We start from the raw sequence: 25,678 nt of genomic DNA on the forward strand, positions 1-25,678 counted from the left end.
TCCGAAATGTCGAATATAGCCATCAAAGCAGAAAACCTTGGTAAAGCTTATCAACTTGGTCAAATTGGCACAGGCACGATAAGTCGCGATTTAGAGCGATGGTATGCACGAATTCGTGGAAAAGAAGATCCGTTTTTAAGAATTGGCGAAGGCAATAACCAAAACACTAAAAGTCAAAGTGATGTAGTTTGGAGTCTTAAAGATATAAATTTCGAGATAGAGCAGGGCGATGCCGTTGGGATTATAGGGCGTAATGGCGCTGGAAAAAGCACGCTTCTTAAAATATTAAGTAAAGTAACTGCCCCCACTACTGGAAAAATAACCGGGAAAGGCCGTATTGCTAGTCTATTAGAAGTAGGCACAGGCTTTCATCCAGAATTAAGTGGACGGGAAAACATCTTTTTAAATGGTGCAATTTTAGGCATGCGTAAAAAAGAAATACAACGAAAACTTGATGAAATTGTAGATTTTGCTGGTATAGAACGTTATTTGGATACGCCTGTTAAAAGATATTCGTCAGGCATGTATGTACGTTTAGCTTTTGCCGTTGCTGCACATTTGGAATCTGAAATTTTAATTGTTGATGAAGTATTGGCTGTAGGCGATGCAGAGTTTCAAAAGAAATGTTTGGGTAAAATGAGCGAAGTAAGTAAGGGCGAAGGTAGAACAGTATTGTTTGTTAGTCATAATATGGCAAGCATTGCATCCCTTTGTAAGAACTCAATTTTATTGAATAATGGCAAAATACAGGATCAAGGTATCTCCAATGAAGTAATTGCTAAGTATGAAAATAATAACTTTGATCTTAGTTGTGAAAAAAAATGGTCTATAAATAATGCACCGGGTAATCAAGCAGTTAAATTGATATCAGTAAGAGCAATAAATGAAGGGTTGATTTCTAAAGAAAAGTTTGATGTTACTGAACGATTTGGTATTGAATTAGAATATGAAGTATTGGAACCAAATCATATTTTATGGCACGGTTTAAATTTTTATAATGAAGTTGATCAAAATCTTTTCGATTCGCATAGTATAACTTCTAAATGGTACAATGAGCCCCATCCTATTGGAAGATATAAAACCATAGCATGGGTTCCTGAGAATTTTCTAAACGAAAGTAAAATTATAGTTAGTGCCGCTATATTTAACCATCAAAAAGGGCAAATATACTTACATGTTAAAGATGCGATAGCATTTGAAATAATAGATTTATTAAGAAAAGATTTTGTTTCTGCCAGAGGCCAATCCATTGGGAAATTTCCTGGATTAATAAGACCGCTTTTAAAATGGACCAACGAATAAACTAAATGCGAACATGAGATTTTTAAAAAGAGTAATTAAAAAAATAATTAAAATATTATTTCCAACGAAAAAATTTGATGATCGTGGAGAGCGTGTTGACATTTATTATAAAGATAAAATTGGATTTGATAAATTTGATATTTACCAAAAAAGCCACTACAGAAGATATGAATTTGCCGCACAGATAATTTCCGCAAATAATTACGTAGGTGATTTTGCTTGTGGAACAGGCTATGGGAGCATTTTATTATCCAAGCAATCCAAAAAAGTTTTAGGAGTAGATATTAGTCATAAGGTTATTGCTGAAATACAAAAAAGGTATAAGAATTTTAATACGGTAAGTTTCCACCAACAAAACCTTCTTCATTTAGATTATAATTCAGAGTTTGATACTATTGTTTCATTTGAAACAATAGAGCACTTTAAAGAAGAAGATATTGAAAGATTATTCGGTGTTTTTAATAAAGCGTTAAAAACCAATGGAAAACTAATTTTCTCTACTCCTTATCTTCAAGAAAAAAGTGAGGTAGCAATAAGTCTTGGGCATCACCTTACTTTTTACATTGATGAGCAAAAATTGGAAGCCTGGCTTCGTGGCGCTGGATTTTTGGTAGAATACTATAGATACCAAAACTATCAAACGCACGAAATAAAGGATCATCAAGAAACAAAGGATTTTATTATCTGTGTTGCAAGTAAAATAGCCTAAATATGATCAAAGTTTCAATATGCATACCAACATATAAGCAACTTAATTTTTTAGCTAAAACCTTGGATTCTATCACAATACAGAACTATAAAGATTATGAGATAATTATTACTGATGACACTCCAGATAATTCCGTTCTTGAACTTTTAAACACTTATGACTTTGAGGATAGGCTTAAATATCATAAAAACGAAATCACCCTAGGATCTCCAAAAAACTGGAATAAAGCAGTATCACTTGCTGAGGGGCAATACATAAAGATAATGCATCACGATGATTATTTTTCTTATGCCTACAGTTTAAGAAAATTTGTTGAAATGCTTGATAATAATCCCCAAAGTGATTTCGGATTTAGTGCATCAATTACAGTAGACATATCAAAAAACGATACTTGGGTGCAGCAGCCCAGTAAAAAACAATTAGAATACTTATCCTCCGATCCTTTAGCTCCATTTTTTGGAAATTTTATTGGCCCGCCAAGTTCAACGATATACAGAAATAAAAAACAATTTTGTTATGACGAAAATTTAACTTGGCTGGTGGATTTGGATTTTTACATTAAAAATTTACAAGCAAATAAACATTATCAATATACAAGTGCCACTTTAATTACTGGTATAACTGGCACAGAGCATAATGTAACTACAGAATGCATAAATAATAAAGAAGTAGAAATTAGAGAATATCTTTATTTATATAAGAAAATCTATACTCCAAAAATCTTTTTTCGAACGAAGTTTCTGATGTTTTTTATCAGATTATTTAATAGGTATAAAATAAGTTCGGCAGAAGAACTTAGAGAAATCGGAACTCAAGTAAAACTACCACAACTAATTAAATTAGCCCTTATTTGCAAATCGTTAATACGTACTTTTAAAGGAGAAAAATCATTTAAGCTTTTCTAAATGAACTACGAAAGACTTTCAGTATAAAATTAGACTTACACTTGAGCTCGAAAATTAAATCCTTTTTCTACTGAAATACATTAATTTTCTGCGTTATGATTAAAAAAACTATAAAGTCTATTTTATCGAAATTTAATATATCTATATCCAGAATTTCCAATCTAGAAATTAAGGGTACTTTAAGAATACATGAGAATGTAATTATTGATAACTGTGAATTTGGTGATAACATTTCCTTAGGTAGAAACTCATACCTATTTAATACATGTATTGGAAACTTCTCCTATATATCACAAAACGTTAGTATGATGAATACCAAGGCAGGAAAATTTGTATCAATAGCACAAAATGTACTTATTGGCGGGGGTATGCATCCATCGAAAAAATTTGTTTCCACAAGCCCAGTATTCTATTCCTTAAATAAACAATGTGGAACTACGTTTTCAGACGATAACTACTTTAGAGAAATGGGTAATACTTTGATAGGTAATGATGTATGGATTGGTGCTAATGCAGTTATTATGGACGACTTAATTATAGGTGATGGGGCAATTATTGGTGCCGGTGCTATCGTTACAAAAAATGTTGAACCGTATTCTATAGTTGCTGGCGTACCTGCAAAGCACATAAATTATCGATTTGACGAAGTTGAAGTTAACTTTCTTTTAAATTTTAAATGGTGGGATAAAAGTGAGGAATGGTTAAAAGAAAACTATAAAAATTTACACGACATTAAGGAATTTATTAAAAAGCAATCTAATTGATTATAGTAAAATTAATGGGCGGATTAGGTAATCAAATGTTTCAGTATGCTGCTGCTCGATCATTTGCTAAAAATAAATTTGTTTACCTAGATTTATCGTTTCTGAATAAAAAAGATAACACCGACAAAAATTTCACTAAGAGAGATTTTGAACTCCCCATCTTTAATCAGTTAAAAGGCAAAAAAATAAATCAATTTTTTCTTCGATTAATATGCTCTAAAAACAAAAAAATAACTTTTCTTAGAAACCTATTTCCTAACTTTTTAAAGGATTTAACGTATGTTTCTGATGAAAATTTCCCGAAGATAAAGGAGTTAGGGAAGAGTTATATTTTAAATGGATATTTTCAAAATCCAGAATACTTCAATAAAATACGTAACGAATTACTGGAGGAGTTTACATTTAGCGAAATCCCTGCAAATCTTTTAGATATAGAAAATTTAATAAAATCATTAGAAAATCCGGTAAGCTTACATGTGCGCCGTGGTGATTACCTCTTGCCACAAAATCAAAGCATTCATGGCACCCTTCCAATTGAATATTATCAATCGGCGTGTGAGTGCATTAACAAAAAAGTTGAAAATCCATCATATTTAATTTTTTCTGATGACCATGAGTGGTGTGAAAATAACTTAACATTCATTAAAAACAAAAAGATTATCTCTGGTCAATATCAACCCTGGATAGACATGTATTTAATGTCAATTTCAAAGCACCATATTATTGCAAATAGTAGCTTTAGCTGGTGGGGAGCATGGTTATGTAAACATGAAAAACAAATAGTAATTGCACCAAAAAATTGGTTTAGCAACAATAAAACAACAGATATTTTACCAAAAAATTGGGTATCCATTTAGTTTCAGTTCTTCTCCCCGCTTACAATGCTGAAGCCTATATAGCAGAGAGCATACAAAGTATTTTAAATCAAACTTATAACAATTTAGAACTTATTGTTATCAACGATGGATCAACGGATGGGACAGAAAAGATAATAGCTTCTTTTAAAGATAGCCGTATAGTACTAATTAATAACAAAGAAAATGAAGGTTTAGTTGCGGTATTAAACAAAGGAATAGCCCATTGCAAAGGTGAGTTTATCGCTAGAATGGATGCAGATGATTGGGCCTATCCTACCCGTATTAGTAAGCAGTTATCATATTTATTAAAAAACAAGCTTGTTGGTATTTGTGGATGCAACATCGAATTGTGGGATGGAAATCAAATTTTGGATAGATGGCTATTCCCAACAATGGACGAGGAAATAAAAGCTTCCTTATTATTTAAATGCAGTTTTGCGCATCCTACAGTTATGTACCGTAAATCTCTCTTCAGCGATTATAATGAGGTTTATGAAAAAGATTTTTTCCCTGCCGAGGATTATAAATTATGGGTAAGATTATCTAAAAAGACAGAATTTCATAATATTAACCAAATTCTACTTAGATATAGAATAACTCCGAATCAGATTAGTAGCTCTAATCAGGTAGCGCAACAAGCAAAAGCAATAGAAATATCTTGGAATCAAGTTTTAAAGATGTTCAAGGATAAAGAACCTTCTCAAAAACAATATGAAGTACATAAACTGTTAATTCAAGATAATTGGCCAAAAAATAAACATGATTTAATCGAACTTTCCAGTTGGATTAATCTGCTACATAGAACTAATAAATTATCTAAAGATTATAATGAGAAAATACTAGGAAATATTCTAGCAAAAAAACTTTGGGATATTTGCTATTTCTTAATTGCTGAAAATATTGAGAGTTTTTTAATTTATAAAAAATCACTAGTCAAAGATTTTTATAATCCTCCTTATAATAAACTTATTAAAGCTCATTTGAAAACTTTCTATTACAAATACATATAGCTAACCCTGTCAATAAAATGCTTCTTATTTTATAATGAAACATCCTCAACCTATAGTATCTGTAATAATTCCAACATACAACAATGCGAATTTAATTTTAGCATCAATTAATTCGGTTCTGCAACAAGACTATGAATTTACAGAATGTGTTGTTATTGATGATGGATCAACTGATAATACTTACAATATCTTAACTCCATTATTAGAAAGTCTAAGTATAAAATATTTCAAGACAGAAAATAAGGGTGTTTCAGCCGCCAGAAATTATGGAATCCGGGTATCTGGTGGTGAATATGTTATTTTTTTAGATGCAGACGATATACTTCTTAATGATGCTATAAAAAATATGGTTAATAGCATAGCAGATAGTGATGCAGACATGTGCGTAGCACTGGAAAAAGGCAAATCATTATCCAAAGCATTTCCATATCAAAATAGTGATTTGGCTAATCTTATAGCAAGTTGGTGGCCAGTATCATCCGTTCTATCAAAAAAAAATGATTTACAATGGAATGAAGAAAGAAAAACTTGGGAGGTAATTGAATATTTTGCGAGTCTTTTAATGAACGATTTTAAATGTGTAGTATGTCCAAAAGAAGTAACCGCAATAAATCATGTATTTAGAAAAGACAGAACCACTGTACTATACGACCACTATAATCCTGAAACAACTTTTAGCTTTTTCAATGAATTAAAAACGACGATTATCATAAAAAACAAAGCTAATCACCAAGTTTTAGAATCAATAGATATGCAACTATTAAATAATTTATACCAGGTGTATATTACTAAAAAAAGCTTTCCCCCTAATTTAAACAACGATACTATTAATTCTAAAAAAATATCCTCTTATAATTGGTTTAAGCCTTTTGGAATTAGTGGATTCTGTTGGTTGTTTGGAATAAAAAATGGGATCAAACTATTTTATAAAATCAACTATTATCTAAAAAGAACTTAGAGATTGGAAATACTTATCATTGGAGGTGGTGCAGTAGTTAAAGAATATTATTTACCAGCTATTAATTACTTAAATATTAATAGCCAGATAACTATAACGGAACCAAATTTAGCTGTTGTAAATTATTATAAAGAACTTGGATTTAACACTTATAGCCTCGATTTTGAATCTTTTTTTAAGCAAAATAAAACAAAATTCGACTTCGCAATTATAACGGTGCCTAACCACTTGCATGAAGCGGCTATAAAATGTTGTTTAAAGAATAACATCAAAGTATTATGCGAAAAACCTATTAGTTTATCAACTGAATCTTGCGATAGAATAGAAAAACAACAAATAATTTCAAATTCTGTTGTTTATGCAGCAATGGTTAGGAGGTATATGCCATCTTTCCAAGCCATGGAAAAAAGCTTGCATTTATTAGGTGCTATTCAAAATGTAGAAATAGAAGACGGGAACCCATTTGCATGGAAAGCAGACAGCTATGCTTTTTTTGATCCTAAAAATGGAGGAGTCTTAGCAGATATGGGCGTGCATTATCTCGATCTTGTTTATAAGTTATTTGGCGAGTTAACTCCAGTAAAATATAATGATGATTATGAGGGCGGAGTTGAAGCTAATAGTTCTTATCAGCTTAAATCAAAGAAAGATTTTAAAATCAGTATCAATCTTTCGAGAACGCAGACTTTAAAAAATCATTTTAAAATAATCGGAAGTAGCGGCTCAATTTGGATTAACAAAGATGAATTTGATGCTTGTTACTTTTCTGATAATAGTGGGCTTACCCATAAAATAGAAATAAATAATGCTTTTAAAGACTCTGCACTTGCTTATACATTTGAAAGCTGCTTTGTTGAGCAAATTACCTGCCTGTTGAGTAGCGATTCAAACCTCGTTGATATTACACAAGCTAAACACGTAACCTTTTTAATAGAGTGGGCATATAAAAACAGAGTACAAAATATACCAGTAAAAAATGATAACCCTTATTTTATTACAGGTGCCACCGGATTTATCGGCACTGCTTTAATAGAGAGGTTATGGTTTACAGGCAATCAAAATATAACTGCTCCAGTACGTAATTATAAAACCTGCGCACCTATTGCACGCTTTGATATTAAATTACCTCGCTTAGATTTATTGAATTATCAAGCTGTTACACAAAGTTTAAAAGGTCAAAAATTTGTTGTGCACATGGCTTATGCAACGGATGGGAAAGATGCTTTTTCGATAAATGTAGAAGCAACAAAAAATGTTGTTAAAGCAGCTTGTGAGCAAGGTGCAGAAGCAATAGTAGTAATGAGCACGATGAATGTTTACGGTTTTCCTGATGGAGAGGTAACCGAGAATGCAAAGTACAAACCTGCTGGAGGTAGTTATGGCGAAACTAAAAAAAATATGCAGCAATGGTGTTTAGACTTTGCCAAAACACAAACTAAAACACGCATTATTGTTTTAAATCCAACTTGTGTATATGGTCCTAATGGGAAAACGTATACTACTCTTCCGGCTATACTTTTAAAATCAAATCGTTTCTGTTGGATTGATGAAGGTGCAGGAATGGCTAATTTGGTTTTTATAGATAACCTAATTGATGCCATAGAAATGGCACTACAGGTTAAAGAAGCACATGCACAAAATTTTATTATCACAGATGGTGCCGTTACCTGGAAATACTTTCTTAGTAAATTATTAAGTCCATATGATAGTACAATAAAAAACCTAAGCACAGCAGAAATTTCAAAAGGCTCATTTGAATCAAAATCAGATTTAAAAAGTATTTTCAGATACTTACTTACTAATTACGAGTTGGTTTCATTAATCAATAACCATCCTATTTTAGGGAAAATCAAAAAATTTCTTTTTTCAAAAGCGCCAGGTTTTAGAAACAAGCTGGACGATCAGAGAGAAATTGAGTGGAATTCTAGTTCCTGGATTAACTTGACAAAAGTTAAACCCGAAAAGTTTAATCCTCCTGTATGGCTAAAAGATCTGTTTGGTTTTAATAAAAGTCATTTTTTGTCCAATAAAGCGAAGAAAACACTAAACTGGAATTCAAAAATCGATATTGAAACAGGCATTAAAAAAACTAAAGAATGGCTAGATAGCCAATACTAATTTGGTATCAATTATAATTCCGGCTTATAATGCCGCATCTACTATATTACAAACCTTAAACTCGGTATACCAACAAAGCTACCAAGATTTTGAAGTTATTGTTATCAATGATGGATCTACAGACAATACTCTGCAGCTCCTTGAAGCATTTGAAGCTAAAATTAAAATTATTTCTACTCCAAATAAGGGTGTAAGTTATGCACGAAACTTAGGTTTAAGTTATGCTTTGGGCGATTACATACAATATTTGGATGCCGATGATTTATTAACGTCAAATAAAATAGAACTGCAGATTAACGCACTATCGCAAAACAATGCTGACGTAGCTTATGGTGATTGGCAACAATTTACTGAAGTAGAAAATGTAATTAAGGTTACTAAAACTATAAAAAGGGAAATTGAGGGTAATATTGAAATAGCACTTTTCACCGATTTTTGGTGCCCGCCTGCAGCAATTTTATATAGTAGAAATATTACCTCAAAAATCTATTGGAACCAAAATCTTCCAGTAATACAAGATGCAAGGTATTTTCTTGATGCTGCAATAAATGGTGGCAAATTTATTTATACCTCTGGGGTTATGGCTCAATACCGTACGGCACAGAAAAACTCCTTATCTCAACGAAACGAATTGGCTTTTGTAGCTGATTGTTTAAAAAATGCTGAAGAGATTTATAAAATTTGGAGCTCAACATCTATTCTCCCCAACGAAAAAAAAATAGCTTTAATCACTGTGCTTCGCCATTGCATTAATAGGTTAAGTATATTAAATTCTGACTTAAATAACCATGCAATTTCACTTCTTTTAGAGATTGAGCCCAACTATATTCCCGAACAAAAAGGAATGCTCAAGATACTCTCAAAAGTTTTTGGTTATAGAAAGGCTGAATATATTGCTGGAATAAAACGGAGGCTAAAAAAATGAAAATTGCCTTAGTAACAGAATACTTCTATCCGAATAGTAAGGGTGGTACAGAAAAATATGTTTACCACCAAGCAAAAAAATTAATTGAGGCAGGCAATGTTGTAGTTGTAATTACAATTTCAGAAAATGGTGTTACATCCTTCAAATATGATGAAATAGAGGTGCATACTATAAATCATGAAAACAGTGGAGAGAAACAAATTATTAGCGGCCAAAAACCATCAAAAAACATTATTGAATTCGAAAGTTTACTCAAAAAATTATCACCTGATACAGTACATTTCCATACATTAACCCCAAGCTTTGGCATTTTCCACATTGAAATTGCAAAGCAACTTAACTGCAAAATTTTATTTACGGCACATACGCCTAGCATTACTTGTATAAGAGGCGACTTAATGCAATATGGAGCGTATGCATGCGATGGTAAAATTGAAAAACAAAAATGTTTAAGCTGCTTTTGCAACAAAAAGGGTGTACCTAAATTTTTTAGTCCGGCAACGGCAAAAATTTTGTTAAGCTTTCGTTATCCCAACCATATAGCTAAAGTAGTTGATTATAAATGCAATACCTTAAACAAACTTAATTCCTTGTGTGATGCACTTTATGTATTTACAAAATGGCAAGAAAAAGTTTTTATAGAAAATGGCTTTGATCCTTCAAAATTAATAGTAACAACCCAAATGCAAGTACCTCTCAAAACCAAAACTAAAGTAAAGGTTAATGAAGGAAAACTTAAAATTGGTTTTATAGGGCGCATAGCCAAAGAAAAGGGACTTCATGTGTTGGTAAAAGCACTAAAAAACATTAATAATTCAAATATAGAACTACATATAGCCGGTATACCACCTTCAGCAAGAGATAAATATTTTATGCAACTTAAAGGTATAACGGAAAATGTTAAAAATATTTTCTGGCAGTATAATCTTAATGAGGATGAGCTAAAAGATTTCTACAAAAAAATTGATCTTCTTTGCATTCCTTCTATATGGTATGAAACTGGTCCTTTTGTTTTATATGAGGCTTTACAGAATAATATTCCAATAATTGCTAATGATCTTGGTGATATGCGTGAGTGGAAAATTAAAGGTTTTGATGTAAATCTTTATCACGATTTAAATGGTTTAGAACAGCTAATTAAATCAACATTATGATAGAAATAGAGAAAAGAGCCATATTAATAATTCCGTATTTTGGAAAATGGCCTCCTTATTTTCATCTTTTCTTAAAAGGTTGTACAAATAATAAATGGTTGCAAATATTATTTATCACTGATTGCGAAATTATTGATCCAAAAATTTCAAATGTAAAATTTATTCCCTTTTCAAGTAAAGAACTCGATGAGTTGATTGCGGATAAATTATCAATTGAAAATTACAAATTAAGATTCCCTTATAAATTATGTGATTTAAAGCCCGCATATGGGCATATTTTTGCACACTACATTAAAGATTTTGAATATTGGGCTTACGGAGATATTGATTTAATTTATGGAAATCTTGGCAAGTATGTTTTACCAAAAATGGACGCTGGATATGATATAATCTCAGCCAGAGAAGAAATTGTATCTGGATCTTTCACCCTTGTTAAAAACACTAATTATAATAATACACTTTATAATAAGCTCGAAAATTTCACTAGTCTTATAAACACTTTACGTTGTGAAGGGATTGACGAAACTAGTCACAATGAAACTATATGGGAAGGATTAAACAAATTACACCTCCCTAAATCATCATTTACCTATTTAGTTGCTAAAGAGTGTAATGAAAATAAAATTAAAGCATCTTTCGAAACCTTTATTTGTGAAAATTTAAGTGGTAAAGACAAGATTGAATACAACCTTGAAAGTTTGACAGTTAACAGTACTGAAATAGGATATTTTCACTATGTAATGAATAAAAGAAAACCGTATTTCACCTATCCAAAGTGGGAAAAAATACCTAGCAACTTTTTTATTACTGATACTGGTTTTTATAAAAACAGAATAGAAGTTTTACTATTTAACAAACCGAAACTATTGGCTTTATCCTTTTTATATTATACCCGTAAATTACCTAAGTATATAGCGAGAAAGTTAAAGATACAATATACCTAAATACATGAATAACGAAGTGATTTTAGGTACTAAAAATATTGTTCTACTAAGTGGAAGCCATCTTTCATCTAACCCTCGATTGGTAAAAGAAGCACTAGCGCTTATAACTGCAGGATATAGTGTAGATATTGTATGCACTCAAAATTTAAAATATCTGAAGGATTTTGACCTGAAAATTATTGAGTCGTTAAAAGGTGCAAAAATTCATATTGTAGATTATTCAAACCATAAAATAAGTGGTATATACTTAAGAATAATGTCTGCTTTAAGGGTTAAAGTTAAAAAAGCATTGGGTAAGTTTATGCCTATCATTAACGATTGGGAATGGCTGGAAATAAATCGGATTTTCCCTGAGATGAAATCAATCCTAAAAAATATTAAAGCCGATTTATATATTGCCCATACCCCTGCAGCACTTCCACTTGCCGCATGGGCTGCAGAATTTCACTCCAGTAAATTTGCCTTTGATGCAGAAGATTATCACCGGGCAGAAACAGATAATCCTAAACAAGTTATTTTATTTAAAAAACTAGAAGATAAATTTCTTAATCAAGCAGTTTATATTAGTACTGCAAGTCCATTTATTACAAAGGAATATTCTAAACTATATCCTCAAAAAGAATTGATTACAATCAATAATGTATTTCCTTACCAGGCTCAGATATTAAATAAAAATAAACTACCACAACCATTAAAGCTAGTTTGGTTTTCGCAAACAATTGGATTAAACAGAGGAATTCAGGAATTAATTTATGAATTAAACAGATTGAATTCAGATAATTTTGAACTTCACTTAAGAGGTACCTGTGATGAAAATACTAAAACCACTCTGTTTAATTCTGCAAATAAAAACTGGCAAAATAATATATTTTTTTATCCTCAATGCTCACCTACAAATTTGCAAAAATGGCTTTGTGAGTTCGATATTGGATTATCTTTAGAACATAAAACCCCATACAATAGGGATATTTGTATTACCAATAAAATTTTTCAATACATTACAGCAGGCTTGGCAATTATTGCAACAAATACCAAAGGCCAAGAATGGGTAATAAATCAAGCTCCCGAAATTGGTTTTATTATGGAGCATGATAATATTAACCGAACCTTAAACATATTGAATAATTGGATTGATAAACCAGCAGATTTAATTTCGGCGAAGCAAGCATCAAACAATGCAGCTAAAAACCTATTTAACTGGGATATAGAAAAAAACAAATTTCTAAGTATAGTATCATCTACCTAAACAATAAAAACTTGCAAAACGCTCAAAAAAAAATCAATTTAAAAGCAGGTGTTGTCCACACCTTCCCAGGAATTGGCATGTTTGCAACCGAAACCATAAAAGCTTATTATGAGGCCGGTTGGTTACTAAATATGTACACCACAGTTGTAGTACATTCAGGTAAAAAATGGGTTAAAGTTTTAAAATGGATATCGCCTTCATTAGTTAAAAAATTTAAGCATCGGTACTTTGGTATTTTACCTTGCCAAATGATTAAACTTTACCCATTTAAGGAGATGCTCCGGCTATTTTCCGTTCGTTATTTTTCCTTAATAACAACAGATAAAATTTGGGAATGGGCAGAAATTAGTTACGATAAATGGGCCGCACGACAATTAAATTCTTCTGTAAAATTGGTTCATGCTTATGAGCATGCCGCTTTAGAAACATTTAAAAAGGCTGGAGATCTTGGAATTGTTAAAATTTTGGAGCAAACCAGTCAACATTACCAATTTTACACACAAATTTTAAATGATCAAGTTGAGAAATATCCTGAATTAAAATCTGATTACAATGAGCAGGTATCAGGTGAACTTTTTGATAAAAGAAATCAACGGAAAGCACTGGAACTGCAACTGGCCGACTTTATTATCTGTAATTCGTCATTTACGAGAGATACATTAACCCAGGCAAATATTGATTTCAAGAAGATTATTTTAATTCCTTTGGCCTATCCAAAACCCATTCAATATCTTCCAAAACAGAATACGTTAGAAAAAGTTAACTTTCTTTATGCAGGCAGTTTAAGTCTAAGAAAAGGCACTCACATTCTTATAAATGTTTGGCGAAATCGGTTTGCATCCACCCCAAACGCATCTTTAATATTAGTAGGTAAAAACTTATTACCAGATTCATTTATAAACAATTTGCCTGATAATATAAAAATATTAGACTTTGTAGATCAAAATACACTCACCACATTATACGATAATGCCGATGTATTTGTTTTCCCAACGCTTGCTGATGGCTTTGGGATGGTTATAACGGAGGCCATGGCAAGAGGATTACCCGTATTAACAACAAGGAACTCTGCCGGACCCGACTTAATTGAGGATGGTTATGATGGTTTATTAATAAATGCGGGCAATGCTGATGAATTAGCCGATAAAATGCAGTGGTGCTTATATAATACAAAAGCGTTGGAAAGCATGAGAGAAAGGGCAATAAAAAAGGCTGAACAATGGCAGTGGGCAGACTATAGAAAAGAACTTATTAAGCAAATTTCGGCCAAAATTAGTGAATAAAGTCCTCATCATTTCTCCTTACTTCGCCCCATTAAACACAGCAGATTCTCACCGAGTAAGAATGAGTTTGCCTTATTTTGAAAAGTTTGGGTGGCAAGCCGAAGTTGTAAAAGTGAATGATATTTATACCGACGTGCCTGTTGATATACTTCTTAATAGAACCATACCAACTGATATTAAAATCCATGAGGTAGGGGCATTTTCAAAAAAATGGACATCAAAATTTGGTCTTGGTAGTATTGCTTTACGTTCACTTTGGTTTTATTTTAGGTATGTAAATAAATTGCTTCGTAAAGAGAAATTTGACCTCATCTATTTCTCTACCACACAGTTTCCTGTTTGTATTTTAGGTAATTACTGGAAGAAAAAATTCAATATTCCTTATGTTATAGATGTTCAAGATCCATGGCATACCGAATATTATAAAAGCAAGCCAAAATCAGAGCGTCCTCCAAAGTATTGGTTTTCATATCACCTTAATAAATGGTTGGAACCACTTGCAATGAGAAATGTAAATGGATTAATTAGTGTTTCAGAAAATTATATTTCTGAATTAAAGTTCCGTTATTCTCAACTTCAAAATATTCCTGCTAAGGTAATCACTTTTGGATATGCTCAAATAGATTTCGACGTAGCAACTTCGGTAAAATCTACATCCATAAACTTATCCTCTACTTACAAAAATGTAGTTTATATAGGCGCTGTGGGGCATATCATGAAAAAAAGTTTAATGATCCTTTTCGCAAGTTTAAAAACTATAAAATCAAATTATCCCGAAATTTACAATAAACTAAAATTCAATTTTATAGGAACTAGTTACGCCCCAAAAGATAAAGGTTACCCAACTGTAATTCCAATAGCAATAAATTACGGTGTTACCGATTGTGTAACTGAACAAACAAATAGAATTGGATACTTTGAGGCTCTTTCTCTTTTAAGAAATGCTGATGGACTGCTTGTTCTAGGCTCTGACGATGAAAATTATTCGGCCTCAAAAATTTATCCATACCTCAGTGTAAATAAGCCACTAATGGCAATTTATAATTCAAATTGTGAAGTATTTAAAATGCTTAAAAAGTTTAATGCAAGTACATTAATACCAACTAATGCGGAAGAAAATCAGCATTTAAATGTTTTAAACTTTATAAATCAAATTCTAAACGATACAAAAGAAGTCGTACTAACTAATCAGAAAGAATTTCAAAAATATAGTGCTGAACAATTATCTAAAGAACAAACTGATTTGTTTAATCAGGCTATAAAATCCTAATTAAAGGAATAAATGAATGCTCTCCAAAGTCAACAACTCATTAAAAAAGAAACGTATTATCCATATATAGATTCCCTTAGGGCTATATCATGCTTTTTTGTAATTATATTTCATTCTTATACGATAGCGCACATAAGAGATGTTGAAAAATCAACTTTATTTCAAGGTGGTTATATCGGTGTAGACTTATTCTTCGTTTTGTCTGGCTTTTTAATCACAAAAAATTCGATAAACCAATATATAAGCAAGGGTACGTTTAAAATTGGCACCTTTTATTTGAAAAGAATTTTAAGACTTTATCCTCCCCTTTTAATTGCTACTCTAATCTTTTTGGTTCCATTACTATTCTACAACTCTAGCTTTGCACTATCAAATGCGTTCTTTTTGCTCACCTATACAGGTGATTGTGTGCTGCTTTTTCAAAAAATATGGTCATCTCTACAATATCCTTCTATGTTTTCTCATTGTTGGTCATTAGCTGTAGAAGAGCAATATTACCTTATATTTCCTCTACTATTTATTTACATCACCAAAAAATTTTGGCTTAAAAGAAATATTACAACAACATTCCCGCTATTTAATATCGTATTTCTGGCGTTAGTAATTTTGTTGGCTCTTTATATGGATGGACATTTTTATAAATTCTTTTTATGGCGATTTTTTCAGATATTTTTTGGCGGATACATTGCATTCTTTTTTTCTAAAAACTATTTAAAGACAGCCAAAGAAACTAAATTCTCAAAAGCAATTGTACGCTTTATTTCAGCCGCGTATAAAAGCCATATTATCGCAGTTGCAGCATTATTTATATTCTTTATCATATTTATATTTAGCATAAGCTTTGATATTGGCAAAATCCAGTTACATTATTTCATATTAACCCTAATAAGTTCTATAATTATTTTTAATGCTTACAGCGGAGAGAATTGGTTCTATAAAAAACTCCTCAACAATAAAGCTTTAATGTATTTAGGCAAAATATCTTATGGATTATATTTGTTTCATTCTCCAGTATTTTACTTCAAAACATTTAACATATTTAAAATACCAACAACGTTACAAGGCTCAATATTTATAGATATTGTTTCAATAATTACTACAATTATACTAGCAGTAATAAGTTACGAAGTAGTAGAAAAAAGGACTTTATCTTACAAGAATACCCTTGCATAATTAATCCATTTGAAAAAGTTAGCCATCATCATAAGTCACCCAATTCAATACTATGCCCCCACTTTCCAAATGTTGGCTAAGCATTGCGATTTAAAGGTATTTTATACTATTGGAAATACTAATTCAGCTTTATATGATGCAGGATTTAAACGCACAATACAATGGGATATTCCTCTATTAGAAGGATATAAATATGAATTTGTAGAAAATACAGCAAAAAAACCTAACTCAAATCATTTTAATGGCATTAATAACCCTAAGCTAATTAATAGGGTAAGCGCTTTCAATCCTGATAAAATATTGGTTTACGGTTGGGCGCACAAAAGCCATTTTCAACTGATGCGGTATTTTAAAGGTAAAATTGAAATTTGGTTCAGGGGCGATTCTACCTTGTTAGACGAAGGAGCTGGCTTGAAGAATATAATGAGAAAAATTTTCTTAACATATTTATATAAGCACATTGATTATGCTTTTTACACCGGAATAGCCAATAAAGCTTATTTTAAAAAATTTGGCATCAAAGAAAAACAGCTTGTTTTTTTGCCTCACGCGATAGATAATCAACGTTTTGCAGAAAATAGAAGCATTGAATCCTCTGTATTAAGAAATCAATTAAATATTAAGCCAAATGAAATTCTAATCTTATTTGCGGGAAAATTAGAAGAGAAAAAAGATCCCAAATTACTGCTGGAAGCTTTCTTAAAATTAGACAATAAAAACACACATTTGCTTTTTGTAGGTAACGGTGAATTAGAAAGTGACTTGAAATTTATGGTTGCAAGTGCTAAAACTGAAACAGATCAAAATACAGCGGCCTCAAGAATCCAGTTTATGAATTTTCAAAATCAATCCCAAATGCCTGTAATTTATCAAGCTTGTGATTTATTCTGTTTACCATCACAAGGCCCTAACGAAACCTGGGGGCTTGCTGTAAATGAAGCTATGGCAGCAGGAAAAGCAACTCTCGTGTCAGATAAAGTAGGTTGTGCAGCCAATTTGGTTAAAGAAAATACTAATGGATATATTTTTGAAAATCGCAATATCAAATCATTGATTGCAAATTTAGCATCTGCGACAGCCAGTAAACAAAACTTAAAAGAAATGGGCGTAAACTCTTCAAACGTAATAAATGGTTACTCATTTCAGCAACAAGTATATACAATTATTAAGCGTTTATAAGTTTTGAGAAACATAACAATTATACTTCCAGTAAAAAATGGTGCTGATTTCATAGCTCAGTCTATTCAATCCGTTTTAAACCAAACTTATAAAGATTTTAATTTTCTAATTAGCGATGATGCTTCTACAGATGATACTTACGCAATAATATCTTCTTTTAATGATGCGCGCATAAGTTTATTTAAACAAAGCAAATCATTAGGGCAATTTGGTAGTTTTAATTATTTACTAAGGCAATGCAAAACACCTTTAATTCATTTTTGGTCGCATGATGACGTAATGGCGCCCGATTGCATAGAAAAGATCATTAATTTCCACCGGGAAAATACTGAAATAGCCCTTAGTTATTGTGGAAGTAACTCAATAGATGAAAAAGGAAATATAATCATTCCATGGAGTTTCGATGCGACACCTAAAATTTTAGATAGAACGCTATACGCCAAATTCTCCTTAGCTTATGGATGTTTAGCAGGAAGTATTTCTCAGGTTACAATAGATTATTCTAAAATTGAACAAAAAATTGCATTCAATGATAATTTTCATGTGTCAGGCGACTTTGAATTTTGGACAAATGTGGCAGAAAATTATAAGATTGGCTTTATAAACGGCCAGATGATGAGTATAAGAAATCACAAAAATCAGGTAACGAAAAATATTAAAAACAATTATTATGCTATCACCGAAGGTTTACCAATTATTAATAGATTAGCCGGCTGGACAAATATTAAAGAATCAGATATAAAAACAATTAAACGCGAATTGATTTTTGTTTATTACTTCAACCAAATATTATTTCTTTTTATTAAAGGGAAATTTAAAATGGCTTTTGAATGTTTAAAATTACTTTCTCACCAAGATAATATAATCATTATTGCATATTCCTGGTTAAAAATGCGTTTCTTCTATCGCGGAAAATACGAAAACAAAAAAATGATTAATAAGTTACTTTTAACAACAAATGGGGCAGTTTAAAAACTTTGGCGCTCCAGAAAAGATTCTGCTTTTTTTGGGAATTATTTACGCAATAACATCTAAAAACCCAGGTGTTACCCTAGCCGCAGTAATTACGCCATTTATTTTAATGGTTTTATTGTGGAAAAAAGAAGAATCGCCTTTGCTTTTTATGGCTTTCTTACTCCAATGGCTTTCTATTAGTATAAAGGTATTTTACTCAAACTTTGAGCAACTTAATTTTGATGAAACTTTTGAACATTACAAACTCATAACTAACGCTTTTTATTGCAGTATTGCTGGTTTAATTAGCGTAGCTATTGGTATTCATGTAATTATAAGAAGATATAAACTTAAACAGCAAGATTATGCTAGGTTAGCTCTTAACTACGATTCCAGAAAATTGGTTCCACTTTACATCATTGTTTGCATTCTTTACCCTATTGTTTACAACTATTCTTACGTAATGGGTGGCTTGCAACAGCCAATTTCAAAGCTGGCAGATTTTAAATGGATGGTGTTTTTCATTTTTATGCTTAGTTGTTTATACACTAAACAATGGAAATTATTTTCGCTAATTGCCCTGATGGAAATTGTTCTCAGTCTTACAGGATTTTTCTCAAACTTTAAGGATTATTTTCTGGTAATATTTGCTGGTTTATCAATCATTTTTGGCAAAAATTTAAAGCTAAAACAAGTATTACCACTAGTTGGTATTACGGCAGTTTGTTTGTATATGATTATTATTTGGCAATATGTTAAACCCGAATATAGAAACTATTTATCAGGCGGACAATTAAACCAATCAGTAGTAAGAACCACTGGAGAATCTTTAAATAAACTAAGTGAACTGGTTCAAAATGTGGATCAAATCGCCATAAATCAAGGCTTTAAAGCTACGGTAGATCGTATATCCTATATTGATTTTTTTTCAGCAACGATGGAGTTCGTTCCTGCAAGTATTCCTCATACCCATGGCCGATTATGGGGAGATGCAATAGGCCGTGTTCTACAACCAAGGCTCTTTTTCCCAGAAAAAACATCTATTGATGATTCTGAAATAACCAATAAATATGCTGGCGTTCAGGTATCTGGCAGAGAGTCGGCTACATCGATAAGTTTAGGTTATATGACCGAAAATTACATAGATTTTGGCATTCCCGGAATGTTTATTAGCTTATTTTGTTATGGCTTAATTATTGGCTTTATTTACAAGTACGCCATGACGAGTAGCCCGAATAAAATTATAGGCACCGCAATGATTATCCCATTTTTCATTTTAATTTACCAATTCGAATCCGCATTGAATAAGTTAATTGGTGGCATGTTTATGTATTTGATTATCTATGAATTAATCAGAAGGTTTGTGTTAGATAAGTTTCTTAATCAGATTAAAGCAAAATAATTGTGACAAAAAGATCTGACATACTTGATTTTATTCGTTGGGTGGCAGCTTTTATGGTCGTAAGCGGTCATATTAGATCCATACTTTTTAATGATTACAGCGCTTCAATTCATAACCCAATATATAAAGCTTTGTATTTTGTTACTGGTTTTGGTCATCAAGCTGTAATTGTATTTTTTGTTTTAAGTGGTTATTTAATCGGCAGATCGGTTGTTGCTCAACTTAAAAACGGCAAGTTTAACTTATCAAATTATTTAATATCACGATTTTCAAGAATATATATTGTTTTACTCCCTGCACTAATTTTAACGTGGCTGGTAGATAAAACAGGTACATTTATAGATCAAAAGGGCATTTACACGAGTTGCGATTACATTACTTCTCTTCAAAAGGACCCTGCGGGTAGATTAACAATTCTGCATTTTTTATCATCGCTTACTATGCTGCAGAATATTTGGTTACCGGTTTTAGGTAGCAATGGTCCATTATGGAGTTTATCACCAGAGTTTTGGTATTATATGATTTTCCCAGCTTTAGCAGGAATATTTTTTTACCGTTTTAATTATAAACGCTTCTTAATTTCTATCCTAATAATTTTCATATTTCTTTACTTTTCTCCACTATCTGTAATCAGTTATTTTTTAATTTGGCTATGTGGATTATTAGCATACTTTATTAAGCCACAAAACTTGATTATAAGATATTTATCTCTGGCTGCATTTGGCATTACACTTTGTTACAGCAGAATTTATGATTTAAACTTTACTTGTGAATTAGCTATTGCAGTTACATTAGCGCTGGCGCTAACAACGTTTGACGATCATGAAAAAATACTAAAAGCTAAGTGGTTTAATCAAAAAATGGCCTCTTTTTCCTATTCACTATATTTAATACATTATCCTGTTGGCTTATTTATATTAATTGCAATCGATCGTTTTATTACCCCAATAGTTAAAATAGAAATGAATTTTTATTCTTTATTTCTTTATTTACTTACACTTATAATCATCTATTTCATAAGCTACTTTTTCGCAAAAGCAACGGAATATAAAACCAGTGATCTAAAGAAAATACTCATCCGTTGAAAGTTATTCAAATTTCTGCATCTTACAAACCTGCTTACATTTACGGCGGTCCAATTATGTCTGTTGCTAAACTGTGCGAGGAACTTGCAAAAGATTCGGATATTGAGTTGGAAGTTTTTACAACTACAGCAAATGGCAAAAATGAATTATCGGTTGCTCCAAATAATCCTGTAATTGTAGATGGAGTTAAAGTAAAATACTTTAAAAGAATAACAAAAGATCATACCCATTTCTCGCCTACCCTGCTAAAAGCTTTAAGAAAGGAAATTTTAGATTGTAGAGCAATTAATAAACAAGTAATTATCCACATCCATGCCTGGTGGAATCTGGTTTCAATTTTGAGTTGCTGGCTTGCACAATGGTATAATGTGCCTGTTGTACTATCTCCTAGAGGCATGCTTACCAATTATTCCTTAAATAACAGAAATAACTTACCTAAAAGGTTAATTCATAATTTAAAAGGAAAAAGCCTGCTTAAATATTGCTACATGCATGCCACAAGCAAAAAAGAAAAAGAGGATATTATTGGTTTCATTCGGCCAATAGGAATTGAAGTAATTTACAACCTAATTAGTATGCCAGAAAGCGCTCTTGCGGATGTAGAAACCAATTCCACTCCTATTTTCAAACTCATATTTTTATCCAGGATAGAGGAGAAAAAAGGATTGGAGCTAATATTTAAGGCGCTTTCTAACCTAACAACTAATTGGGTGCTTACAATTGCTGGTGCAGGTGAAACTGAATATATTGAACATTTAAAGACCTATGCAACAAGTTTAAATATTGAAAAGAAGTTAAACTGGGTTGGGCAAATTAGTAATGAAGATAAATTCAATTTGTTTAAATCAAATGATTTAATGGTACTCACTTCCTACAATGAAAATTTTGCCAATGTTGTAATTGAAAGTTTAAGTGTTGGTACCGCAGTATTAATTTCTGAAGAGGTTGGACTTGCAGATTATGTTAAAAGTAATGAACTGGGTTGGGTTGCAAGCTTAAATGTTGAGGCTATTAAATCAGAAATTATTGAAGCGTTTAATATGCATCAAAAAAGATTGGAAATTAGAGAAAAGGCTCCCGAGAAGATCAAACGCGATTTTAATTCGACTCTACTAGCTAAAAAATACATTAATCTATATCTTAAACTTATAAGTTGAGGCATGCAAAAAGATTTTAGCTTTATCATTCTCACTTACAATGAAGAAATTCATTTACCAAGATTATTAAATTCCATCAAAGGTTTAAATGCGCCAATATTTATTCTGGATAGTGGTAGCACAGATCGAACTTTAAAAATTGCCAAAGAATTTAACGCTGTTGTAAAAAGTAATTCTTTCGAAAACCATCCCAAGCAATGGGATTTTGCCTTAAAAAACTTTGAGATTAATACGCCCTGGATTATTGGCTTAGATGCAGACCAAATTGTATCGAAAGAGCTTTTTCAATTGCTAGAGAAGTTTAAGGATGAAGACCATAAAGGAATAAACGGAATTTATTTTAACCGGAAAAATTACTTTCAGGGCAAATGGATTAAATATGGTGGCTATTATCCTTTCTATTTACTGAAAATGTTTAGAGCTGAAGTTGGTTATTCAGATTTAAATGAAAATATGGATCACCGATTTATCGTTCCAGGTAAAACTATTATATGGAAAAATGGATTTTTAGAGGAAGATAATCTGAAAGAAAACGATTTGCAATTCTGGAAATCTAAGCACCAAAAATATAGTGATCTTATTGCTCAGGAAGAATTAGACAGGCAAAATAAAATTAGAACACAAACCCTAAAACCTAATTTATCTGGAAGCCCTGATGAGCGTAGAGCTTGGTTTAAGCAAATTTGGTGGACTTTGCCTTTAGGTATTAGGCCATATTTGTATTTTAGCTACCGCATGTTATTCAAACTTGGTATATTAGATGGCACAAAAGGCATTTACTTTCATTATTTGCAAGGTTTATGGTTTCGGCTTTTAGTAGATCGAAAGATAAAAGAACTCAAACTAAAAAATAATAATACTCCCACCAGCATATGACCGAAATATCCACCGATCAACTGAAAAAGAATGCCAATAAACAGGCTATAAAATTTATATTATGTTTATTTGTTTTGTACATCATTTTTAGCCAGGGCAATATATTTATGAACAGTGTAATGAGCCCTGATGGTAAATACTACAATGCGTACATTTCCAATCACCTTAACTACATACAAGGTTTAAAAAGTGCCCTAATTGCACCTGCCGTGTGGATTATTAAGCTGTTTGGCTTTTATGCCATCCACAATGAAATGGATGTAATGGTGGTAAATGGTCCTTATTTAAGGAATTAACTATTCTTGTTTGGGCTTAGGCGTTATGAGTTTTTTAGCAGCCTTTGTACTTTCTTTTCCAACCTCGTGGAAAGCGACCTTTAAAATGTTGGTTATCGGCTTAATTACCATTTATGTTTTAAACGTTTTACGTATAGCTGGCCTAGGTTTATTGTTTGCTACCTTTCATTCTCAACGCAATTATTTTGAGTACCACCACGAAATTTTTAATGTATTAGTTTACATCATAATTTTTATAATGCTTTACGTTTGGATTAAGAAAAACACAAAAAATACTAAACCTAAATCATTATAAGTTCTCCAAAATAGATTGCTCTATTTTTTCTTAAGTTTTATTATCCCTAATTTATTATCATGTATATCCTTGGTGTAAATGCCTACCATGGCGATTCTTCTGCCTGCATTTTTAAAAATGACATTTTAATCGCTGCATCCGAAGAAGAACGTTTTAGAAGGATAAAGCATTGGGCAGGCTTCCCATCAAAGGCTATACAATTTTGTTTGGATGAAGCGAAAATTGATATTAAGGATTTAGATTATATTGCTATCTCCCGCGATCCCAAAGCAAATTTTAAACAAAAAGTTTTTACTGCATTAAAAAATAGATTAAGCATTAAAAACATCGTCGATCGATTAAAAAACCTTAAAAAAGCTTCATCTATTGAAAATGATTTTATTGAGCATTTTAAAGTAGATGCCCAAGATTTAATCGGTAAAATAATTAATGTAGAACACCATAGAAGTCATTTAGCGAGTGCTTTTTTTGCCTCCCCTTATCAAGAATCTGCCTTACTTTCTATAGATGGTTTTGGCGATTTTAGTAGCACCATGACTGCAGTTGGAAAAGGTTTAAATATTGAAGTTTTAAATACTGTTTCCTACCCCCATTCTTTAGGATTATTTTATACCCTTTTTACCCAATACCTAGGTTTTTTGCACTACGGCGATGAATATAAGGTAATGGGCTTGGCGCCATATGGTACACCTAAATACACCAACCAAGTAAAAAATGTAATTAGAATAAAAGACAATGGTCTTTTTGAGCTAAATCTGGAATATTTTAATCATCCAAAAAAGGGGGTACAAATGGTTTGGGAAAATGGTATTCCAGCAATGGAATCTTTATTTACCTCTAAACTAATAAACGATTTTGGCCCTCAACGTGCTTATAATGAAGATTTATCTCAATACCACAAAGATTTAGCTGCATCAGTACAAAAAGTTACAGAAGAAATTATAATTCATATCCTTAACCATTTACATAAGCAAACTGGGTTAAATTCTATATGTATTGCAGGTGGTGTGGCACAAAACTCAGTAGCAAACGGTAAAATTTTAAGTTCAACACCTTTTACATCCATTTACATTCCACCTGCAGGGCATGATGCAGGAACCGCAATTGGCGCAGCTTTATGGCAGTATAATCAAGTTTTAAAGCAACCTAGAATTAGCCCAATGTTACATGGTTTTTTCGGAAGTAAATTTGATGATGATTACATTGAAAAACTATTAAAAACTAAAAATATTACCTACCAAAAGTTAGATTGGGATGTGTTATATAATGAGGTTACCAACTGTTTAATTGATAGTGGTGTGGTGGGCTGGTTTCAGGGGCGTGCAGAATTTGGTCCTCGTGCTTTAGGCAATCGCTCTATCCTGGCTGATCCTCGAAGAAATGATGCAAAAGAACTTATCAATTCTAAAATAAAAAGAAGAGAATCTTTCCGCCCATTTGCCCCTTCTATATTAAAAGAATATAGTAAAGATTATTTTGAACATGATGATATTGTACCTTTTATGGAAAAAGTGTACACCATTACACCAGATAAAAGAAGCGAGATACCAGCGGTATGCCATGTTGATGGTACCGGTCGATTACAAACTGTAGATGGAGCTATTAACCCACGTTATTACCAGCTAATTGAGGCATTTTACAAGAAAACCAATGTACCAATTTTGTTAAACACTTCTTTTAACGAGAATGAACCTATAGTAAATACACCTGACGAGGCATTAAACTGCTTTTTAAGAACAAATATGGATATGCTGGTTATCGAACGTTTTCTGATTATTAAAGCATAGATATTTATATATTTATACGCTGTTTATCC

Annotated in this window: 24 protein-coding genes; all 24 read left to right on the plus strand. The window is 31.8% G+C overall.

The genetic code is table 11. From position 1 onward, the window contains the following. Positions 1–6: 6 nt before the first annotated feature. The 24 genes from EHC72_RS23000 to EHC72_RS02630 all read left to right on the plus strand — a co-directional run bounded on the left by EHC72_RS23000 (position 7) and on the right by EHC72_RS02630 (position 25,649). Positions 7–1,302 (plus strand): ABC transporter ATP-binding protein, encoded by a 1,296-nt coding sequence (locus EHC72_RS23000; RefSeq protein ID WP_131535913.1) that lies wholly within the window; start codon positions 7–9, stop codon positions 1,300–1,302. A 13-nt stretch (positions 1,303–1,315) separates the two neighbouring features. Further along, the gene (locus EHC72_RS02520) at positions 1,316–2,011 is read left to right on the plus strand and encodes a class I SAM-dependent methyltransferase (RefSeq protein WP_131535914.1); all 696 of its coding nucleotides are present in this window, start codon (positions 1,316–1,318) and stop codon (positions 2,009–2,011) included. Between the two features lie 2 nt (positions 2,012–2,013). Beyond that, positions 2,014–2,916: a glycosyltransferase family 2 protein gene (locus EHC72_RS02525; RefSeq protein WP_131535915.1), complete on the plus strand. Its 903-nt coding sequence runs from the start codon at positions 2,014–2,016 to the stop codon at positions 2,914–2,916. A 95-nt stretch (positions 2,917–3,011) separates the two neighbouring features. Then, positions 3,012–3,680, plus strand: coding sequence for a CatB-related O-acetyltransferase (locus tag EHC72_RS23005; protein WP_246029359.1), 669 nt, complete (start codon positions 3,012–3,014; stop codon positions 3,678–3,680). Beyond that, on the plus strand, positions 3,677–4,537 hold the full coding sequence (locus EHC72_RS02535) for an alpha-1,2-fucosyltransferase (protein ID WP_131535917.1): 861 nt from the start codon (positions 3,677–3,679) through the stop codon (positions 4,535–4,537). Before EHC72_RS23005 ends, EHC72_RS02535 begins: the two co-directional genes overlap by 4 nt. Continuing rightward, the gene (locus tag EHC72_RS02540; protein ID WP_131535918.1) at positions 4,522–5,547 is read left to right on the plus strand and encodes a glycosyltransferase family 2 protein; all 1,026 of its coding nucleotides are present in this window, start codon (positions 4,522–4,524) and stop codon (positions 5,545–5,547) included. The genes EHC72_RS02535 and EHC72_RS02540 overlap by 16 nt, the downstream gene beginning before the upstream one ends. A gap of 34 nt (positions 5,548–5,581) precedes the next feature. Further along, the gene (locus tag EHC72_RS02545) at positions 5,582–6,505 is read left to right on the plus strand and encodes a glycosyltransferase family 2 protein (protein WP_131535919.1); all 924 of its coding nucleotides are present in this window, start codon (positions 5,582–5,584) and stop codon (positions 6,503–6,505) included. 3 nt (positions 6,506–6,508) lie between these two features. After that, positions 6,509–8,623, plus strand: coding sequence for an NAD-dependent epimerase/dehydratase family protein (locus tag EHC72_RS02550; protein WP_131535920.1), 2,115 nt, complete (start codon positions 6,509–6,511; stop codon positions 8,621–8,623). A gap of 1 nt (position 8,624) precedes the next feature. Continuing rightward, a complete protein-coding gene (locus EHC72_RS02555) occupies positions 8,625–9,548 on the plus strand; it encodes a glycosyltransferase family 2 protein (RefSeq protein WP_165585753.1) in 924 nt (307 codons plus the stop codon). After that, positions 9,545–10,702 (plus strand): glycosyltransferase, encoded by a 1,158-nt coding sequence (locus EHC72_RS02560; RefSeq protein WP_131535922.1) that lies wholly within the window; start codon positions 9,545–9,547, stop codon positions 10,700–10,702. The genes EHC72_RS02555 and EHC72_RS02560 overlap by 4 nt, the downstream gene beginning before the upstream one ends. Continuing rightward, entirely contained in the window at positions 10,699–11,646 is a 948-nt protein-coding gene (locus EHC72_RS02565) for a DUF6625 family protein (RefSeq protein ID WP_131535923.1), read from the plus strand. The genes EHC72_RS02560 and EHC72_RS02565 overlap by 4 nt, the downstream gene beginning before the upstream one ends. Before the next feature lie 4 nt (positions 11,647–11,650). Continuing rightward, positions 11,651–12,892 carry a glycosyltransferase family protein gene (locus EHC72_RS02570; RefSeq protein ID WP_131535924.1) on the plus strand — a complete coding sequence of 414 codons (1,242 nt, stop codon included), beginning with the start codon at positions 11,651–11,653 and terminating at the stop codon, positions 12,890–12,892. A gap of 11 nt (positions 12,893–12,903) precedes the next feature. Then, entirely contained in the window at positions 12,904–14,175 is a 1,272-nt protein-coding gene (locus tag EHC72_RS02575; RefSeq protein ID WP_131535925.1) for a glycosyltransferase family 4 protein, read from the plus strand. After that, positions 14,168–15,445 carry a glycosyltransferase gene (locus tag EHC72_RS02580; protein ID WP_246029360.1) on the plus strand — a complete coding sequence of 426 codons (1,278 nt, stop codon included), beginning with the start codon at positions 14,168–14,170 and terminating at the stop codon, positions 15,443–15,445. The genes EHC72_RS02575 and EHC72_RS02580 overlap by 8 nt, the downstream gene beginning before the upstream one ends. Before the next feature lie 12 nt (positions 15,446–15,457). Further along, a complete protein-coding gene (locus EHC72_RS02585; protein ID WP_131535926.1) occupies positions 15,458–16,618 on the plus strand; it encodes an acyltransferase family protein in 1,161 nt (386 codons plus the stop codon). A 390-nt stretch (positions 16,619–17,008) separates the two neighbouring features. Then, complete coding sequence (locus EHC72_RS02590) at positions 17,009–17,797, plus strand: glycosyltransferase family 4 protein (RefSeq protein ID WP_246029361.1); 789 nt, start codon at positions 17,009–17,011, stop codon at positions 17,795–17,797. 3 nt (positions 17,798–17,800) lie between these two features. After that, a complete protein-coding gene (locus tag EHC72_RS02595) occupies positions 17,801–18,769 on the plus strand; it encodes a glycosyltransferase family 2 protein (RefSeq protein ID WP_131535927.1) in 969 nt (322 codons plus the stop codon). Then, positions 18,756–20,153 carry a hypothetical protein gene (locus tag EHC72_RS02600; protein WP_131535928.1) on the plus strand — a complete coding sequence of 466 codons (1,398 nt, stop codon included), beginning with the start codon at positions 18,756–18,758 and terminating at the stop codon, positions 20,151–20,153. The genes EHC72_RS02595 and EHC72_RS02600 overlap by 14 nt, the downstream gene beginning before the upstream one ends. 2 nt (positions 20,154–20,155) lie before the next feature. Continuing rightward, entirely contained in the window at positions 20,156–21,238 is a 1,083-nt protein-coding gene (locus tag EHC72_RS02605; RefSeq protein WP_131535929.1) for an acyltransferase family protein, read from the plus strand. Next, positions 21,235–22,395, plus strand: coding sequence for an XrtY-associated glycosyltransferase XYAG1 (locus EHC72_RS02610; protein WP_131535930.1), 1,161 nt, complete (start codon positions 21,235–21,237; stop codon positions 22,393–22,395). The genes EHC72_RS02605 and EHC72_RS02610 overlap by 4 nt, the downstream gene beginning before the upstream one ends. Before the next feature lie 3 nt (positions 22,396–22,398). Then, positions 22,399–23,271 carry a glycosyltransferase family 2 protein gene (locus tag EHC72_RS02615; RefSeq protein WP_131535931.1) on the plus strand — a complete coding sequence of 291 codons (873 nt, stop codon included), beginning with the start codon at positions 22,399–22,401 and terminating at the stop codon, positions 23,269–23,271. Continuing rightward, the gene (locus EHC72_RS02620; RefSeq protein ID WP_131535932.1) at positions 23,268–23,567 is read left to right on the plus strand and encodes a hypothetical protein; all 300 of its coding nucleotides are present in this window, start codon (positions 23,268–23,270) and stop codon (positions 23,565–23,567) included. Before EHC72_RS02615 ends, EHC72_RS02620 begins: the two co-directional genes overlap by 4 nt. 25 nt (positions 23,568–23,592) lie before the next feature. After that, positions 23,593–23,862 carry an archaeosortase/exosortase family protein gene (locus EHC72_RS02625; protein WP_131535933.1) on the plus strand — a complete coding sequence of 90 codons (270 nt, stop codon included), beginning with the start codon at positions 23,593–23,595 and terminating at the stop codon, positions 23,860–23,862. A gap of 59 nt (positions 23,863–23,921) precedes the next feature. After that, positions 23,922–25,649, plus strand: coding sequence for a carbamoyltransferase family protein (locus tag EHC72_RS02630; protein ID WP_131535934.1), 1,728 nt, complete (start codon positions 23,922–23,924; stop codon positions 25,647–25,649). Positions 25,650–25,678 lie beyond the last annotated feature (29 nt).

It is taken from the genome of Pedobacter nototheniae, from assembly GCF_004335085.1.
GTDB classification, from domain to species: domain Bacteria; phylum Bacteroidota; class Bacteroidia; order Sphingobacteriales; family Sphingobacteriaceae; genus Pedobacter; species Pedobacter nototheniae.